Source organism: Streptomyces sp. NPDC059900, from assembly GCF_050270335.1.
Lineage (GTDB): Bacteria > Actinomycetota > Actinomycetes > Streptomycetales > Streptomycetaceae > Streptomyces.
On the sequence record NZ_JBNNJZ010000015.1, the window covers coordinates 11,929 to 28,560 of the forward strand.

At 69.3% G+C, this 16,632-nt stretch carries 15 protein-coding genes; 2 read left to right on the plus strand and 13 right to left on the minus strand.

The annotated features are described in order from the left end of the window. Window positions 1-80: 80 nt before the first annotated feature. The 5 genes from ACQKIP_RS04640 to ACQKIP_RS04660 all read right to left on the minus strand — a co-directional run bounded on the left by ACQKIP_RS04640 (window position 81) and on the right by ACQKIP_RS04660 (window position 4,262). Window positions 81-953 carry a tyrosinase family protein gene (locus ACQKIP_RS04640; protein ID WP_365861763.1) on the minus strand — a complete coding sequence of 291 codons (873 nt, stop codon included), beginning with the start codon at window positions 951-953 and terminating at the stop codon, window positions 81-83. 38 nt (window positions 954-991) lie between these two features. Further along, window positions 992-1,411, minus strand: a complete 420-nt coding sequence (locus ACQKIP_RS04645) for a tyrosinase cofactor (RefSeq protein ID WP_365861764.1) — start codon at window positions 1,409-1,411, stop codon at window positions 992-994. 54 nt (window positions 1,412-1,465) lie between these two features. Then, the gene (locus ACQKIP_RS04650; protein WP_427742155.1) at window positions 1,466-2,125 is read right to left on the minus strand and encodes a vitamin K epoxide reductase family protein; all 660 of its coding nucleotides are present in this window, start codon (window positions 2,123-2,125) and stop codon (window positions 1,466-1,468) included. A 156-nt stretch (window positions 2,126-2,281) separates the two neighbouring features. After that, entirely contained in the window at window positions 2,282-3,544 is a 1,263-nt protein-coding gene (gene hisS, locus ACQKIP_RS04655; RefSeq protein WP_365866597.1) for a histidine--tRNA ligase, read from the minus strand. A 13-nt stretch (window positions 3,545-3,557) separates the two neighbouring features. Continuing rightward, entirely contained in the window at window positions 3,558-4,262 is a 705-nt protein-coding gene (locus ACQKIP_RS04660; protein WP_365866595.1) for an MBL fold metallo-hydrolase, read from the minus strand. A 147-nt stretch (window positions 4,263-4,409) separates the two neighbouring features. Here ACQKIP_RS04660 and ACQKIP_RS04665 point away from each other — a divergent pair, with 147 nt between their 5' ends. After that, window positions 4,410-5,231 carry a peptidylprolyl isomerase gene (locus ACQKIP_RS04665; protein ID WP_365866593.1) on the plus strand — a complete coding sequence of 274 codons (822 nt, stop codon included), beginning with the start codon at window positions 4,410-4,412 and terminating at the stop codon, window positions 5,229-5,231. A gap of 134 nt (window positions 5,232-5,365) precedes the next feature. Beyond that, window positions 5,366-6,598 (plus strand): DUF349 domain-containing protein, encoded by a 1,233-nt coding sequence (locus ACQKIP_RS04670; protein WP_365866591.1) that lies wholly within the window; start codon window positions 5,366-5,368, stop codon window positions 6,596-6,598. A gap of 131 nt (window positions 6,599-6,729) precedes the next feature. Here the strand turns inward: ACQKIP_RS04670 and ACQKIP_RS04675 are convergent, their stop codons facing one another. From ACQKIP_RS04675 to yajC, 8 genes are all read right to left on the minus strand, one after another. Continuing rightward, window positions 6,730-7,878 carry a caspase, EACC1-associated type gene (locus ACQKIP_RS04675; RefSeq protein WP_365866589.1) on the minus strand — a complete coding sequence of 383 codons (1,149 nt, stop codon included), beginning with the start codon at window positions 7,876-7,878 and terminating at the stop codon, window positions 6,730-6,732. After that, entirely contained in the window at window positions 7,862-8,242 is a 381-nt protein-coding gene (locus tag ACQKIP_RS04680; RefSeq protein WP_365866588.1) for an effector-associated constant component EACC1, read from the minus strand. Before ACQKIP_RS04680 ends, ACQKIP_RS04675 begins: the two co-directional genes overlap by 17 nt. A 29-nt stretch (window positions 8,243-8,271) precedes the next feature. Then, entirely contained in the window at window positions 8,272-9,654 is a 1,383-nt protein-coding gene (locus ACQKIP_RS04685; protein ID WP_365866587.1) for a serine/threonine-protein kinase, read from the minus strand. 30 nt (window positions 9,655-9,684) lie between these two features. Next, window positions 9,685-12,270, minus strand: coding sequence for a RelA/SpoT family protein (locus ACQKIP_RS04690; protein WP_365866585.1), 2,586 nt, complete (start codon window positions 12,268-12,270; stop codon window positions 9,685-9,687). Window positions 12,271-12,491: 221 nt separating this feature from the next. After that, window positions 12,492-13,040 (minus strand): adenine phosphoribosyltransferase, encoded by a 549-nt coding sequence (locus tag ACQKIP_RS04695; protein WP_365866583.1) that lies wholly within the window; start codon window positions 13,038-13,040, stop codon window positions 12,492-12,494. Then, the gene (secF, locus tag ACQKIP_RS04700) at window positions 13,037-14,164 is read right to left on the minus strand and encodes a protein translocase subunit SecF (protein WP_365866582.1); all 1,128 of its coding nucleotides are present in this window, start codon (window positions 14,162-14,164) and stop codon (window positions 13,037-13,039) included. Before secF ends, ACQKIP_RS04695 begins: the two co-directional genes overlap by 4 nt. Before the next feature lies 1 nt (window position 14,165). Continuing rightward, window positions 14,166-15,941, minus strand: coding sequence for a protein translocase subunit SecD (gene secD, locus ACQKIP_RS04705; RefSeq protein ID WP_365866580.1), 1,776 nt, complete (start codon window positions 15,939-15,941; stop codon window positions 14,166-14,168). 169 nt (window positions 15,942-16,110) lie between these two features. Then, a complete protein-coding gene (gene yajC / locus ACQKIP_RS04710) occupies window positions 16,111-16,581 on the minus strand; it encodes a preprotein translocase subunit YajC (RefSeq protein WP_365866578.1) in 471 nt (156 codons plus the stop codon). Window positions 16,582-16,632: the final 51 nt, after the last annotated feature.

Here is a 16,632-nt window from a genome sequence, read left to right on the forward strand (position 1 = left end):
CGGCGGTCACTGACCGCCGGGGGCTTTGCCGTGCGCGGCGGCAGACCGTCACCTGTTGCCCGGCTGTTGCCCGGCGCCCGTTACGCGTACCGGTAGATGCCGCGATGGCCGAGCAGCTCGTCCGGTTTCGCGCCCCACGGCGGCATCGGCTCGTGCAGGGAGGCGATGCGACCGTGCAGCGGCCCGTTGTCCGCGTCCGGCGGCTCGTCGGGCAGGTAGGGCGCGGAACGCGGATGCCGGGCCTGCCAGCGGTCCCACAGCAGGTCGACGAAGGAGTGGTTCAGCCAGAAGACGGGGTCGTTGACCGACGCGCCGCCGAGCATGTGCCCGCCGACCCAGCGGTGGACGCGGTTGTGGTTGCGCCACTTGTCGTTGCCGGTGCCGGACGTCCATCCCTCCAGCTTGTTGCGGTAGCCCTTGGCGGAGGTGGAGTCCCAGGGCGGTGTGTCGTAGACGGGGTCGCGCATGGCCCGGTCGAGTTCCGCCTTGGTGGGCAGCTCGATCGGGTTGGCGGGGCGGCCGAAGTCGCGCATGAGGAAGTCACCGCCCGTCGCGCCTTCCTTGATGGTCCAGTGCCCGTTCTTGCGGGCGAACGGACCGGTCATGACCTGCCGGTCGGAGCGCCGTCCGTTGCCGCCCATGAGGCCGCTGCCCCAGAGCGAGGCGCTCGGCTTGCGGTCCGCCGTCCAGTCCCAGTACGGGACGGTCACCGAGGAGTCCACCCGTTGCAGGGCCCGCTCGAATTCGAGGAGGAACCTGCGGTGCCAGGGCAGGAAGGAGGGCGTCATATGGGCCACCCGCAGCCCGGCCTCCCCGTCGGAGACGTAGTACTCGATGTGCGTGCGGACGAACTCGTCGTACTCGCCCTTGCGCTTGAGTTCGAGCAGGGCGTTGACGAAGCGGCGCTTCTCGGTGCGGGTGAGCCGGGCCTGGTTCTTGCGCGTGTGGACCACTTCGGGGCGCTCCTCCGGTGCGATGTGCGGGGCAGTGATCAGGCGTTGTCGCGGCGCAGCTGCTGACCGCGGCCGAGTTCGTCCACTGCTCTGCGGGTGGCGATGAGGGGCGTCGGATACGACTGGTAGTGGTCGATCATGCTCAGATAGCCGCCGTCGGCGCGCCGCATGAGGTGGAGCGGACGGCCGTCGACGGTGATCTCCCAGGCGGAGCCCTCGTGTTGATGGGCCGCGGACGCTCTGGACCCGCGGATGCGCCGGCCCTCGTACATCTCGTCGAACGCGCCTTCACCGAGATCGTCGGTCGTCGTACGGTCACCGGCCGCCTGCCGGGTCGACCAGAGCAGGGCGGCGGGCGCCGTCACCGCGGCGGCTCCGAACGCGATGAGCCCGCGCATCGTGACGCGGCGCGTGAACCGTCCCTCGCCCGGCCTTCCGTCCGCCGATCCGTTGCCCACCGCTGCCTCCCCGGGAGTTCGATACGAGTCGTCGACCGGAGCCGTCCGGCACCGTCAGCTGGTCCAGAAGTCCCACCAGCGCGTGAGGATGAGCATGCCGATGATGCCGACGTGCAGCACCGGAAGCACCCAGGTGAACTCGCCGAAGAACGTGCGCAGCCAGGTGGGCGCGGGCAGGAAGCCGTTGCGGACGTTGAACGAGGTCACGTACCAGAACATGACGATCGTGGCGACCCAGGCCAGGCAGCACCACAGGCACAGCGAGTTGATCTCGTACAGCGACTGGTACTGGAGCCACGTGCAGAAACCCACCCCGAACAGCGTGCCCGCGTTCAGCGTCAGCCAGTACCAGCGCGGAAAGCGCGCCCGGCCCAGCAGACTCATCCCGATGCACGTCACGACGGCGTAGGCGGCGATGCCCAGCATCGGGTTCGGGAAGCCGAAGACCGACGCCTGCTCGCTCTTCATGATGTTGCCGCAGGACACCACCGGATTGAGGCTGCACCCCGGCGTGAAGTCCGGGTCCTCGAGCAGCTTGAACTTGTCCAGCGTGATGACCCACGCCGCGAGCAGCCCCGCCGCACCCGTGATCACCAGAAGCAGCGCGAACGCACGGCTCCCGCCGACACCGCGCGGGGCGTCCGCGTCCGTTCCGCCCCGCTCGCGATCGTGATCGGAGGGGCGGCTTGCGCTTGCCGGGGTCGTCTTGCTCATCACGCCGTTCCGTCGCTTGTGGGGGCCTTCGGGCACGGACATTGTGCCGCACGCACGCGTCTGTCCACCGTTCGATGGACATAAGGAGGTACGTACGAAGGGCCCCGGGCGTTCGTCACGCCGGGGCCCTCGTCTCCGCTGTCGTCCGCGTGACGGCTAGGCCAGCTTGGCCTTCAGGACGTCCACGATCTCGTCGACCGCGACGGCGTCCTGCTCGCCGGACTCCATGTCCTTGAGCTGAACCACGCCCTCGGCGAGGTCGCGCTCGCCGGCGACGACGGTGTACCGGGCGCCCGAGCGGTTGGCGTTCTTCATGGCTCCCTTGAGCCCCTTCCCGCCGTACGAGAAGTCCGCCGCGACGCCCGCCCTGCGCAGCTCCGTCACCTTGGAGAACAGCACCCGCCGGGCCTCGTCGCCGAGCGGCACCGCGAACACGCTGGTCGCCGAGGGCAGTTCGAGCTCCACGCCCTCCGCCTCAAGGGCCAGGACCGTGCGGTCCACGCCGAGCGCCCAGCCGACCGAGGGCAGCGAGGGGCCGCCGATCATCTCGGACAGGCCGTCGTAGCGACCGCCGCCGCCCACCGCGGACTGCGAGCCGAGGCCGTCGTGGACGAACTCGAAGGTCGTGCGGGTGTAGTAGTCCAGGCCGCGGACCAGCTTCGGGTCGTCCTCGTAGGCGACGCCCTCCGCCGTCAGGAGCTCACGCACCTGCTCGTGGTACGCCTTGCACCCGTCGCACAGGTAGTCGCGCAGCATCGGGGCGCCGACCAGCTGCTTCTGGACGTCGTCGCGCTTGTCGTCCAGGACCCGCAGCGGGTTGATGTCGATACGTCGACGTGTCTCCTCGTCCAGGTCGAGCCCGCGCAGGAAGTCCTGCAGCGCGGCGCGGTAGACGGGGCGGCACTCCTTGTCGCCGAGGGAGTTCAGCAGGATGCGGAACTGCCGAAGGCCCAGGGCGCGGTACGCCTGGTCCGCGAGGATGATCAGCTCGGCGTCGAGCGCCGGGTCCTCGGCGCCGATCGCCTCGGCGCCGACCTGCGAGAAGTGGCGGTAGCGGCCCTTCTGCGGGCGCTCGTAGCGGTAGTACGAGCCGGAGTACCAGAGCTTGACCGGGAGGTTGCCCGCCTTGTGCAGGTTGGCCTCCAGGGCCGCGCGCAGCACGGAGGCGGTGCCCTCGGGGCGCAGGGCGAGCTGGTCGCCGCCCTTGGTCTCGAAGGCGTACATCTCCTTGGAGACGATGTCGGTGGATTCGCCGACGCCGCGCGAGAACAGCTCGACGTTCTCGAAGCCGGGCGTCTCGACGTAGCCGTAGCCGGAGTTGCGCAGCGGCGCGGCGATGGCCTCGCGCACCGCCAGGTACTTCGCCGAGTCAGGCGGCAGCAGGTCGTATGTGCCCTTGGGGGCCTTGAAGGTGCTCACGGGTTTTCTCTCGTCACATTCCTCGTCGGGGAGCGTCGGCTCCCTGGCCGGCGGCCACCTGGCGCAGGTACGGGTTGGTGGCGCGCTCACGGCCGATGGTCGTGTGCTCGTTGTGACCGGGCAGGACCACGGTCGAGTCGTCGAGCGGCAGGCACACGCGCGCCAGCGACTCGAACATCTCGGCCTGCGATCCGCCGGGCAGGTCGGTGCGGCCGATGGAGCCGGCGAAGAGCAGGTCGCCCGAGAAGAACACCGAGGGGACCTCGGCCGACTCGGGGAGCCGGAACGTCACCGACCCCTTCGTATGCCCCGGCGCGTGCGCGACGGAGAAGTCGAGGCCCGCGAGCTTCAGCCGGGCGCCGTCGGTCAGCTCCTTGACGTCGGAGGGCTCCCCCACGGTCAGTTCACCGAGCAGCTGCGCGCCGAAGGAACGCCCTATGCCCTTCTCCGGGTCGCTCATCATGTACCGGTCGTCGGGGTGGATCCACGCGGGCATGTCGTGCGCCCCGCAGACCGGCACGACCGAGGCGACATGGTCGATGTGGCCGTGGGTGAGGACGACCGCCACGGGCTTGAGCCGATGCTTCTTGAGCGCGTCCTCGACTCCCTGGGTGGCCTGGTGGCCCGGGTCGATGATCACGCACTCCTCGCCTGCGGCGGGGGCGACCACGTAGCAGTTGGTCCCCCAGGCCCCGGCGGGAAACCCGGCAATGAGCACGATCGTCCTTCGTTCGTCGTCCGGCGGAGGTGACCGCGCAGGATCGCGGCAGATCAGAGCCTACCGGCGCTCCCGATTCCACAGCTAACCCATATACGGTACGGGGCACAACAGAAGCGGTCATCCACGCAGAGGAGAGAGAACCCGGTGGTCAGCAGCGATCAGCGGCGGCGTCAGCTCGCCCGGGAGAAGTTCTTGCGGCAGCAGCAGCGCCGGGAGGCCGCACGGCGCAGGGCGCGGATGCGCAACGCAGTGATCGCCTCGGCGCTCGCGGTGGTCGTAACAGGCGGAGCCGTGTCGTACGCGGCGGGCGCCTTCGACGACGACGGCAAGCCGAAGGACGAGGTCAACGCGAGCCCCACCAAGAAGGCCGATCCCTGTGAGAAGCCCGCGAGCGGCAAGGTGAAGCCGCTCAGCTTCAAGAAGGAGCCGGCGATGACGATCGACAAGTCGGCGGACTACGCGATGAAGCTGAGCACCACCTGCGGCGACATCGGCCTCGACCTCTCGGCGGCGAAGGCCCCGCACACGGTCAACTCCTTCAACTTCCTGGTGAACAAGGGCTACCTCGACCACACCAAGTGCCACCGGCTCACCGCGGGCGGCATCTACGTCCTGCAGTGCGGCGACCAGCAGGGCACCGGCGAGGGCACCCCCGGCTACTCGATCCCGGACGAGAACCTCAAGGACAAGAAGCTCAAGGGGAACGTGTATCCGGCGGGCACGGTGGCGATGGCCAACCGGTACAGCGCCGAGAAGAAGACGGGCCGCGACTCCGGCGGCAGCCAGTTCTTCCTGGTCTACCAGGACAGTCAGCTCCCGCCCGACTACACACCGTTCGGGACCATTTCCGATTCCGGCATGAAGGTGCTCAAGAAGATCGCCGACGCCGGTGAGAGCACCGGGCAGGGCGACGGCGCCCCGAATGCGACGGTCGTCATCAACAAGGCGACCGTCTCGAAATCCTGACCGCCTACAGGCAAACTTCGGACGCGCGGGATGCGGACAGCCGCCCCGCGCGTCGCCTATGTTGGCGGAGACGAAACTGTGGACGATGCCGGGGGCCCGGGGGCCCTGCACAGGCATCATGTGGAGGAGGCGCTGTGAGCAGCGACCCGTGGGGCCGCGTCGACGAGACGGGGACCGTGTACGTGCGCAAGGCCGACGGCAGTGAGCGCGAAGTCGGTTCGTGGAAAGCGGGATCTCCTGACGAGGCCCTTGCCTACTTCGAGCGCAAGTACGACGGTCTGGTCGTCGAGATCGGACTTCTCGAGCGCCGGGTGAAGACGACCGACCTGTCGGCCAAGGACGCCATGACCGCCATCGACCACCTGCGCCAGCAGGTGGACGAGGCACACGCGGTCGGCGATCTGGACGCCCTGAGCACGCGTCTGGACAAGCTCGTCGAGACCGTCGACGCGCGCCGCGAAGAGCGCAAGGTCCAAAAGGCCAAGCAGTCGGACGAGGCGAGGCACGCCAAGGAGGCGCTGGTCGTCGAGGCCGAGGAGCTCGCCCAGAGCGAGCAGTGGCGGGCGGCGGGCGAGCGGCTGCGCGCCCTGGTTGACACCTGGAAGGGTCTGCCGCGCCTGGACCGCAAGTCGGACGACGAGCTGTGGCACCGCTTCTCGCATGCCCGCTCGGCGTTCTCCAAGCGGCGCAAGGCCCACTTCGCCTCGCTGGACGCCCAGCGCGAAGAGGCCCGCAAGACCAAGGAGAAGCTGGTCGGCGAGGCCGAGGCCCTGTCGAACTCGACGGACTGGGGTCCGACGGCCGCGCGCTACCGCGACCTGATGACCGAGTGGAAGGCCGCGGGCCGCGCCCAGCGCGAGCACGAGGACGACCTGTGGAACCGCTTCCGCGGCGCCCAGGACGTGTTCTTCGCGGCGCGCAGCGCGGTCTTCGCGGAGCGCGACGCCGAGCAGACGGAGAACCTGAAGCTGAAGGAGGAGCTGGCCGAGGAGGCCGAGAAGCTCGTCCCGGTGAAGGACCTCAAGTCGGCGCGCGCGGCGTTCCGTACGCTCAACGAACGCTGGGAGGCCATCGGCCACGTCCCGCGTGACGCCCGGCCGAAGGTCGAGGGCCGGATGCACGCCGTGGAGCGGGCGCTCCAGGACTCCGAAGAGGCCGAGTGGCGTCGTACGAACCCTGAGGCACGCGCGCGTGCCGCGGGCCTGACCGGTCAGCTCCAGGCCGCCGTGGACAAGCTGGTCGACCAGATCGAGAAGGCGCGTACCGCGGGCAACAACGCCAAGGCGGACAAGCTCCAGCGGGAGCTCGACGGCCGCCAGGCGCTGCTCGACCAGGCGCTGAAGGGTCTGCACGAGTTCGGCGGCTGAGTTGATGCGCCGGCGCGCTCATCCGTGACGGCGCGCATGTGACCGCTCGCTCCGAAGGCCCCCTGCACTACTTCCGAGTGCCGGGGGCCCTTCGCCGTTCTTGTCCCGCCGGACCGGCCGGACGGCGCCCCTCACCGGGAACCCTCCGGGGGCGTCACATCCTCGTCCATGCTGTCCAGAGCGTGCCGCAGCACATCGCAGGCCTGGCGGTGGTTGCCCGCCTGCTGCAGCAGCTCGGCAAGTCGGCGGCACACGGTCAGCGCCTCGGGCCCGAACCGCTTGTGGGTCTGCCGGAACGCGGCCTCCAGGGTCTCGATCGCTTCCCTGTCCTGCCCCGTCTCCGTCAGCAGCTCGGCCAGCTCCAGATGAACGGCGACGCTCTCGCCCTCCGCCTCCGGCACACGAGCCTGCAGGATCATGCGCAGGATCGGCAGCGCATCCCGGTTGCGCCCCACGGACCGGAGCAACCTGGCCAGTTGCAGCCCGCTGGCCAGGAGCGCGGCCTGTACTTCGATGTCGATGACGGGCCCGGCGGCCGTGGTGCGGGGGACCCTGGCGCGGTTGCGCACCAACGGCAGGCGTCCGATGTCGTTGACCTGGCTGCGCTGCGGACTCGGGCGGTTCTTGGACCGCAGGCGTGCGTCGAGTTCACGGTACAGGGTTTCCAGATCGAGCGTGTCCGGTGCGTCGGCCACGCCCTCCACCAGCAGCTTCAGGAGCTCCCCCGTGAATGCGGTGTGACGCTCGCCGTCCGGTGCGAGGGCGGCGTGATCGCGGGGCGAGGCGGTGAGCACATACGCTCCGTCGACCACGGCCTGAGCCGCGAGGTCGCCGGTGGCGCCCAAGGTGCGCGTGGCCCGGCCGCTGAAGCAGCAGTCGAGGATCACGATCTTGCGCCGGGCCGGCGAAGCACGCAGCGCGGACCGCAGATGCCGGTACTCCGTGGCCGTATAGCCGGCGCCCTCGCGTGATCCGTGCAGCGCCAGGTACAGGTCGGCGGAGTCGCTGTCGCGCAGCCCGTGCCCGCAGTAGTACACGAGGAAGGTGTCCTTGGACTGCCGCCCCAGCTCATAGACCGGTTCGAGCAGTTCCGCCTGGGTGACGGGGTTCGGCACGACGCGGCAGCGCGCCTGCGGAAGCCCCCACACCGTGGGGTCCTGGAGAGCGTCCGCGAGGTCCTCCGTGTTGTTCTCGACGGCCGGCAGCTGCGGAAGATGGCGGTAGGCCGAGGTGCCGATGAGGACCGCTGCTGACGCGGTCGGGTCAGGAAGCTCCGGCACTGCCGTCGTCCCGGCCCTCGGCGAGCATTTCGGTCAGGCGCAGCACGGTGTCCGGGTCGGCGTCATGGACTTCGACCCGGACGTCCCCCCGGTGCAGGGTCACTTTCGGTGCTCCCGGTCGCGCGCCCCGCCACTGGGCGATGCCCACGGCGAGCTGACCGGCCCCCAGGGCGACGCTGACCGTCAGCGAGATCAGGTCCAACGGGGGGGCACCCATGTGCTCCGGGTCCGGGGCGACCGAGGAAGCCAGCTCACCGTAGGTGTACGGCCCCGTCTCCTCGTCGGCTCTGAGCCAGCGCAGCAGCGAGCGCAGCTCCTCCTCGACGTCGCCGTCCGTTTCGACTGTGGCTCGGATGCTCTGCAACACTCCCCCGTTTGCTGATCCTCGGTGCGTCATGAGTCGCCGCTCGTTGGGGCGGCACCGTCGGTCGTGGTCTGTTCGCGCCGGGCCGTGACAGCTCGGGGCATGGCTTCGGAGACCGTGGCGAACGCAGCCAGCGCCTCGCCTGCCGCACCCAGTCTGGAGAGGCACACACCGTGCCAGTAGCGCGCCGCCAGGGTCGTCGGATGCCCCGCCCCCAGCGTGCTGCCGCACACCGAGTGAACGGCTGAGAGGAGCTGGCCCGCTTCCGCAAGTTCACCGCGCAGTACCAGGCCGACCGCCTCCCGCAACCGCGTCTGGGCGGTCTCCGGGGTCATCGCACGCAGGATGTGCTCGCGCGTCACCTGGCTCAGAGCAACTCTGTACTCGGGCGGGGTCGCGCTCGGAGCCGCTCTCTGAGCCTGCTCGGCGGCCAACTCCGGCACCACGTAGGTGGAGCTCGGGGAGGGCCGCGCGGTACCCGGGAGGGCGCCGGGGCTCGCGAGGCCGTCCTGGTCGCGGAGGCCCGCCAGGGCACGGTCACGTACCCCGCTCGTGGCCACGCTCGCGATCATCGCGTCGGCGTCCGGCGGGCAGTTCAGGCGTGCGATGGTCTCGTCGACCGTAGGCCGTTCGCTGGCCGCGGACCGTACGAGTTCCATGACGAGGTCGGCCAGGTCCGGCGGAAGGCCGGGAACGGCCTTCCTGATGTCCGGCACGCCCTCGTTGACGATGCGGTACATCGCCGCGAAGGCAGTGTCGCTCGCGAAGGGCATCTCTCCTGCGAGCATCACGTACAGGCAGGCGCCCACCGAGTACAGGTCGGCGGCCGGACCCACCGGAGCGCTGAGTACGGACTCGGGCGGCATGAACTGCGGGGTGCCGATGATGTGCCCGGTGCGTGTCAGCGTGGCGTCCGACGTGTCCCCGATCAGCATCGCGGCGATACCGAAGTCCTGCAGCACCACACGACCCTGGCGCGTCAGATGGACGTTGCTCGGCTTGATGTCCCGGTGCAGCACACCTGCCTCGTGCGCGGCCCGCAGACCCTCGCACATCCCTGCGGCAATCGCTCGGACCAGCAGCGGAGGCAGCGGCCCCTGTTGCGTCAGGGCCTGCAGGTCGAACCCTTCGAGGAGCTCCATGACGATGTACGGCCGGTTCCCGTGCAGCCCGAAGTCGTGCACCGCCACCGCGTTGGGGTGCGAGATACGGGCGAGCGCCCGGGCCTCACGACGAAAACGCTCCCCCAACTCGGGCAGACCGCTGCCGCCGTACATGAGCTTGAGGGCCACCCGCCGGTCGAGGCTCTCGTCGCGGGCCTTGTAGACCTCCCCCATGCCACCATGGCCGATGGGATCGAGGATCCGGTAACGAGCGCCGATCAACGTCCCGCCGGCCAGCGGTTCACTCATCACGCCCCTCCCGTCACGCTCCCCCTTAGGTTACGGCCTGCGCGCCGACGTCACCCTGTACACGTCGTACACGCCCTCGACACCCCTGACCGCCTTGAGCACATGGCCCAGGTGCTTGGGGTCGCCCATCTCGAAGGTGAAGCGTGAGGTGGCGACCCGGTCGCGGGAGGTCTGGACGGCCGCGGACAGGATGTTCACGTGCTGGTCCGAGAGGATGCGCGTGACGTCCGACAGGAGGCGCGAGCGGTCCAGGGCCTCGACCTGGATGGCGACCAGGAAGACCGAGGACTGGGTGGGCGCCCACTCGACCTCGAGGATGCGCTCGGGCTCGCGGGAGAGCGAGTCGATGTTCACGCAGTCGCTGCGGTGCACCGATACGCCGCTGCCGCGCGTGACGAAGCCGATGATCGGGTCACCGGGGACCGGCGTACAGCAGCGGGCCAGCTTGACCCACACGTCGTCGACGCCCTTGACGACGACGCCCGGGTCGGCGTTGGAGCGGCGCTTGCTGCGGCCGCGCGAGGGCGGTGTGCTCTCGGCGATGTCCTCGTTGGCGGCCTCCTCGCCGCCGAGCGCCTGCACGAGCTTCTGCACGACGGACTGCGCGGTGACATGGCCCTCGCCGATCGCCGCGTAGAGCGACGAGATGTCGGGGTAGCGCATCTCGTGCGCGAGGGTGACCAGGGAGTCGCCGGTGAGGATCCGCTGGATCGGCAGGTTCTGCTTGCGCATGGCCCGCGCGATGGCGTCCTTGCCCTGCTCGATCGCCTCGTCGCGGCGCTCCTTGGAGAACCACGCGCGGATCTTGTTCCGCGCCCGCGGCGACTTGACGAAGCCGAGCCAGTCGCGGGACGGGCCCGCGCCCGCCGCCTTGGAGGTGAAGACCTCCACCAGGTCGCCGTTGTCGAGGGTCGATTCGAGCGGCACCAGACGGCCGTTGACCCGCGCCCCTATCGTGCGGTGGCCCACCTCGGTGTGCACCGCGTACGAGAAGTCGACCGGGGTGGCGCCCGCCGGGAGCGCTATGACGTCGCCCTTCGGCGTGAAGACGAAGACTTCGTTGCGCGACAGGTCGAAGCGCAGGGACTCCAGGAACTCGCTGGGGTCCTCGGTCTCCTTCTGCCAGTCCAGGAGCTGGCGCAGCCACGCCATGTCGTTGAGGTGGTCGTCCTTGCCGCCGGCCTTCTTCGGTACGTCGGTGCGCACCTTGGAGGCTCCGGCGGACGGCTCCTGCTTGTACTTCCAGTGCGCGGCGATGCCGTACTCGGCGCGGCGGTGCATGTCGAACGTACGGATCTGGAGCTCGACGGGCTTGCCGCTGGGGCCGATGACCGTCGTGTGCAGCGACTGGTACATGTTGAACTTCGGCATCGCGATGTAGTCCTTGAACCGCCCCGGAACCGGGTTCCAGCGGGCGTGGACGGTGCCCAGCGCCGCGTAGCAGTCGCGGACCGTGTCGACGAGGACACGGATGCCCACCAGGTCGTAGATCTCCGCGAAGTCACGGCCGCGGACGATCATCTTCTGGTAGACGGAGTAATAGTGCTTCGGGCGGCCGGTGACGGTGGCCTTGATGCGGGCCGCGCGCAGGTCGGCCTGGACCTCGTCGGTCACTATGGCCAGGTACTCGTCGCGCTTGGGGGCGCGCTCGGCGACCAGGCGCACGATCTCGTCGTACATCTTGGGGTAGAGGATCGCGAAGGCGAGGTCCTCCAGCTCCCACTTGATGGTGTTCATGCCCAGGCGGTGCGCCAGCGGAGCGTAGATCTCCAGCGTCTCGCGGGCCTTCTTCTCCTGCTTCTCGCGCTTGAGATAGCGCATCGTGCGCATGTTGTGCAGGCGGTCGGCGAGCTTGATGACCAGGACGCGGGGGTCCTTGGCCATGGCGACGACCATCTTGCGCACGGTCTCGGCCTGCGCGGCCTCGCCGAACTTGACCTTGTCCAGCTTGGTGACGCCGTCGACGAGCAGGGCCACCTGGTCGCCGAAGTCGCGCTTGAGGGTGTCCAGGCCGTACTCGGTGTCCTCGACCGTGTCGTGCAGGAGGCCCGCCATCAGGGTGGCCGGGTCCATGCCGAGCTCGGCGAGGATCGTCGTCACGGCGAGCGGGTGCGTGATGTACGGGTCGCCGCTCTTGCGCTTCTGGCCGCGGTGCCAGCGCTCGGCGACCTGGTAGGCCTTCTCGATCTGGCGCAGCGTCGCCGTCTCGATCTTGGGGTCGTTGCTGCGCACTATCCGCAGCAGCGGCTCCAGGACCGGGTTGTACGGGTTGGAGCGCTGGACGCCGAGGCGGGCCAGGCGGGCGCGTACGCGGTTGGAGGAGCCGGAGCGCTCGTTCTTGGCCGCGGTGGGCCGTGGTGTGGGGGTCGTGCTGCCGGCGCGGGCCTCGGTGGGCGGCTTGGACCGCGAAGGATCGGCGGCCGGGCGCTCGCGCCCCGCTCCCCCGCCGGACGTGCTCGACGCGGATGTGGTGCTGGGGGGCGTGCTCGTCTGCTTCGCCGGCGTCGCGCCCGCTGCGGGCGCTGTGCTCTTCGCGGGCGCAGCAGTGGAGGCCGCCGCGCCCTTGGCCTGCTCTGCGGCCTTGGCGGCGGTGAGTGCCTTGGACTCGTCTGGCAAGAGGCGCTCCCTGTGCGTGCGCGATCCGGGTCCCCCGGTCAGGTCCCGAAGAGCCCATGGTATCGATCCTGGACCTTCGGCTCTCCCCCAGCTCGTGAGACTGGTCACTACGGGAGGGGCGCCTGAGGTTCCACACGGCGAACGATAGGCCCCTGGGAGGAGAACACCAGAGGCGGGCACCGGATTCCTCCGGGCCCGCCTCTGGGGTGCGTGGTGGCTGCTCAGACGGTGAGAAGGGCCTCCAGCGGTGCACCCTCCAGGGCCGTCTCCAGCTTGGCGCGCCCGCCGAGGAAGCCGAGCTCCATCAGGACGGCCACACCGGCGACCTGCGCGCCCGCACGGCGGATCAGCCGCAGGGACGCCTCGGCGGTGCCGCCGGTCGCCAGGACGTCGTCGATGACCAGGACGCGGTCATCGGCGGCGAGGTCCTCGGCGTGCACCTCGATCTCGGCGCTGCCGTACTCCAGGTCGTACGTCTGGCCGAGCGTCGCTCCGGGGAGCTTGCCCGCCTTGCGTACGGGGATGAAGCCAAGACCGGCGCGCAGGGCCACCGGGGCGCCCAGGATGAAGCCGCGGGCCTCCAGGCCGACGATCTTCGTGGCGCCGTACCGCACGGCGAGGTCCGCGAAGGCCCCGGTGAGTGCGGCGAAGGCCTCCGGGTCCGCGAGCAGCGGGGTGATGTCCTTGAACATCACCCCGGGCTCGGGGTAGTCCGGAACGTCCCGGATGCGGCTGAGCAGCAGCTCAGTCGTGCCGGCGAGCTCGCTCATCGGCGCTTCCCCGAAGGACGGCCGCGGCCCCGGCCCCGCGAGGCGGGCTGTGTGCGCGGGCCCACGACGCCTGCGGGGGTGGCCCCCGCGGGCTCGTCGTCCTGCGGCTCCTCGTCCTCGGCCTGCGGGGCGCTCTCCACGGACTCGCCCTTGGCCGCGGCAGCGGCACGCTTGGCGAGGACGCGCTTCTTGAGCGCCTTCATCGCCGGCTCGGTCTCCTTGAGGTCGGCGACCAGCGGCGTGGCGATGAAGATCGAGGAGTACGCACCGGCCGCGAGGCCGACGAACAGCGACAGCGAGATGTCGTTGAGCATGCCCGCCCCGAGGAAGCCGCCGCCGATGAAGAGCAGACCGGCGACCGGCAGGAGCGCGACGACCGTGGTGTTGATCGAGCGCACCAGGGTGCTGTTGATGCTGCGGTTGGCGACCTCGCTGTACGTCCACCGCGTCTGCTTGGTGAGGTCCTTCGACTGCTCCTTCAAGCTGTCGAAGACCACCACGGTGTCGTAGAGCGAATAACCGAGGATCGTGAGCAGACCGATGATCGTGCCCTGGGTGACCTCGAAGCCCACCAGTGCGTACACACCGACGGTGATCGTGATGTCGTGGATCAGGGCGATCAGCGCGGCGACCGCCATGCGCCACTCGAAGGCGATCGCCAGATAGATCACCACGAGGACCATGAAGATGATCAGGCCCGTCCAGGCCTTCTGGCTGATCTGCTCACCCCAGCTGGGGCCCACGAGGTCGGCGTTGATGTCGTCGGACTTGATGTCCATGTCCTTGGCCAGATCAGCCTTGATCTGGTCGGACTTGGCGGTGTCCACGCCGGCGACCTGGATGCGCAGACCGCCCGAGCCGAGCTCCTGGACGACCGCGTCATGGCCGGAGGCGTCTTCCGCGTACTTCTCCGCCTGCGCCACCGAGACGCTGGTCTTCGGGGTGGTGAAGACGGCACCGCCCTCGAACTCGATGCCCATGTTCAGGCCGCGCACCGCCAGGCCGACGATGGCCGTGATGGTGATCAGGATCGAGATGCCGTACCAGATCTTGCGCTTGCCGACGAAGTCGTAGCCGACCTCACCGCGGTAGAGCCTGGCGCCGAGATTGCCGAGCTTCGACACCTCAGGCCTCCTTCGGGTCGACAGGGCCAGCGGCAGAACCAGTGGCACGGCGGGTGCGGCGCAGCGGGGGCTTGGCGCCGAGCCGCTTCGGGTCGAGGCCGGACCACTTGTGGCCGTTCGCGAAGAACTTCTTGCGGGCCATGAGGGTCATCAGCGGCTTGGTGAAGAAGAAGACCACCACGACGTCGAGCAGCGTGGTCAGGCCGAGCGTGAACGCGAAGCCCTGGACCTTGCCGACGGTGACGATGAAGAGCACCGCGGCGGCCAGGAACGACACGAAGTCGGAGACCAGGATGGTGCGCCGGGCACGCGGCCAGGCGCGCTCGACGGCGGGCCGCAGGGTGCGTCCCTCCCTGACCTCGTCCCTGACGCGTTCGAAGAACACGATGAACGAGTCCGCCGTGATGCCGATGGCAACGATCGCACCACACACCGCGGGGAGGTTCAGGGTGAAGGAGATGGCCGGGCCGAGCAGCGTCATCAGGGTGTACGTCAGGGCGGCCGAGACCAGGAGGCTCGCGATGGCGATCAGCGAGAGCCCGCGGTAGTAGACCACCAGGTAGACGATGACGAGCGCGAGGCCGATGGCGCCGGCGATCAAACCGGCGTGCAGCTGCTCGCCGCCGAGTGCCGGGCTGACGGTGGTGACGCTCTGCTCGTGGAAGGTGAGCGGCAGTGCGCCGTACGACAGGATGTTGGCGAGGTCCTGGGCCGACTCCTGGGTGAAGCTGCCGGAGATCTCGGCGTTCGAGCTCAGCGTCGTGTTGACGCTGGGGGCCGAGGCCACCTCGCCGTCCAGGACGATGGCGAACTGGTTCATCGGCTGCTGCTGCTGCGAGAGCTTGCTGGTGGTCTTGGAGAACTTCTTCGAGCCGCCGCTCGTGAACTCCATGTTGACGACCCAGGAACCGCTCTGCTGGTTGATCGTCGCCTTGGCGTCGTCGACGTCCTTGCCGTTCAGTTCGGCCGGGCCGAGGACGTACTTCTCCCACTGGCCCGCGCTGTTCTTGCCGCAGGCGATGGTCTGCTCGCTCGCCTTGACGCCGTCGCCGGCCTTGCCGCGCTGCGCCTTGTCGGTGCAGTCGAGCGCGGTGAACTTCTTCTGCAGGGCGGCGGTCGCCGGGTCGGCGGACGGGGTGGGCGTCGGCGCCCCCTTGTCCTTGTCGCTGCCCTTGTCCGATTCCTTCGGGGTCGGGGTGGCGTCAGCCTTCAGGCCGTCGGTGACGGCGCGGCCCTGAGAGGTGGGCGAGGCGGTCGGGGTCGGGGACGTCTTGTCGTCGCCCTTGTCCGTCGCCTTCGGCGTGTCCTTTTCGCCCTTGTCCTTGTCCTTGCCGGACGAACTGGCGGACGGCTCGGGGGTGGGCTCACCGCTGGCCACCGTCAGGACGGGACGGAAGTAGAGCTGAGCGGTCGTGCCGACCTGCTCGCGCGCCTGCTTCTCGTTCGTGCCCTTGGGGATGTTGACGATGATGTTGTCTTCGCCCTGGGTCTGCACCTCGGCCTCGGACACACCCAGACCGTTGACGCGGTTGTTGATGATGCTGACCGCGGTGTTCATGTTGGTCGGGTTGATCGCGCTCTTCTTCTGGCCCGGCTCGTCCTTCGCCTGGAGCGTGATGCTCGTGCCGCCGGCGAGGTCGATGCCGAGGCGAGGCGTCGAGTGCCCGGAGAGGAACATCCCTCCGGTGAGCGCCACGAGGGCGATCAGGATGAAGACCAAAGAGCGGCCCGGCTTGCCCGGGGCGCTCTGCCTTCGGCCCTTCTTAGGTGCTGCCACCTTCTCGTTCTCCCTGTCCAACCGCCCCGCGTCCGGTGCACTGCCCCATCGCTGAGCAGGGAGTTCCCCGGTTGGGCGGCCATGAAATGGTGTCGAGACCCGTCACATAGCCCACGCACTGCGGGGCCGCGGCGGCGCGAGCGGCGCGCCCCACGGACCCCGGTGGCGGCTACTTCGTGTCGGACTCGCCGTCGGTCTTCTTCGGCTCGGCGTCGTCGGCCTCGGGGGCGCTGTCCGCGTCCTTCTTGCCGAGGTCGATGGGCGAGTCGTCGGAAGCGCCGGCGGCGGGCTCGTCGGTCCCGGTCAGGGAGGAGGCGTCGTCCGGGACGACGGGGGTGTCCGACTTCAGGTCGGCACTGGTGCCGTGAACGATGCGGTTGTACTCGTCGTCCTCGAGGACGGCGCCCACGGAGTTCTTCGCGTAGAACGCGTGCACACCAGGAGCCACCTCAAGGAGGACGGCGTCGTCGTGAACCTCCTTGACGGTGGCGTACATACCACCGATCGTGCGGATGCCGGTGCCGGGCTGCATCTCATTGCGCATCTGCGCGGCCGCCTGCTGCTTCTTCTTGGCGGAGCGCGTCATCAGGAACATGGCCCCGATGAGCACGATGAAGGGGAGGAGGGTCACGATATTCACGGGACGGAGTTTCCTTCGCACGACCGCGCAGGTAAGCGGCCTGATGGACGG

Bases quoted from the DNA above. Each gene is read 5' to 3' on its own strand.
- ACQKIP_RS04650 (WP_427742155.1), bottom strand. From the start codon at position 2,125: ATGAGCAAGACGACCCCGGCAAGCGCAAGCCGCCCCTCCGATCACGAT.
- ACQKIP_RS04685 (WP_365866587.1), bottom strand. From the start codon at position 9,654: ATGAGTGAACCGCTGGCCGGCGGGACGTTGATCGGCGCTCGTTACCGG.
- ACQKIP_RS04695 (WP_365866583.1), bottom strand. From the start codon at position 13,040: ATGAGCGAGCTCGCCGGCACGACTGAGCTGCTGCTCAGCCGCATCCGG.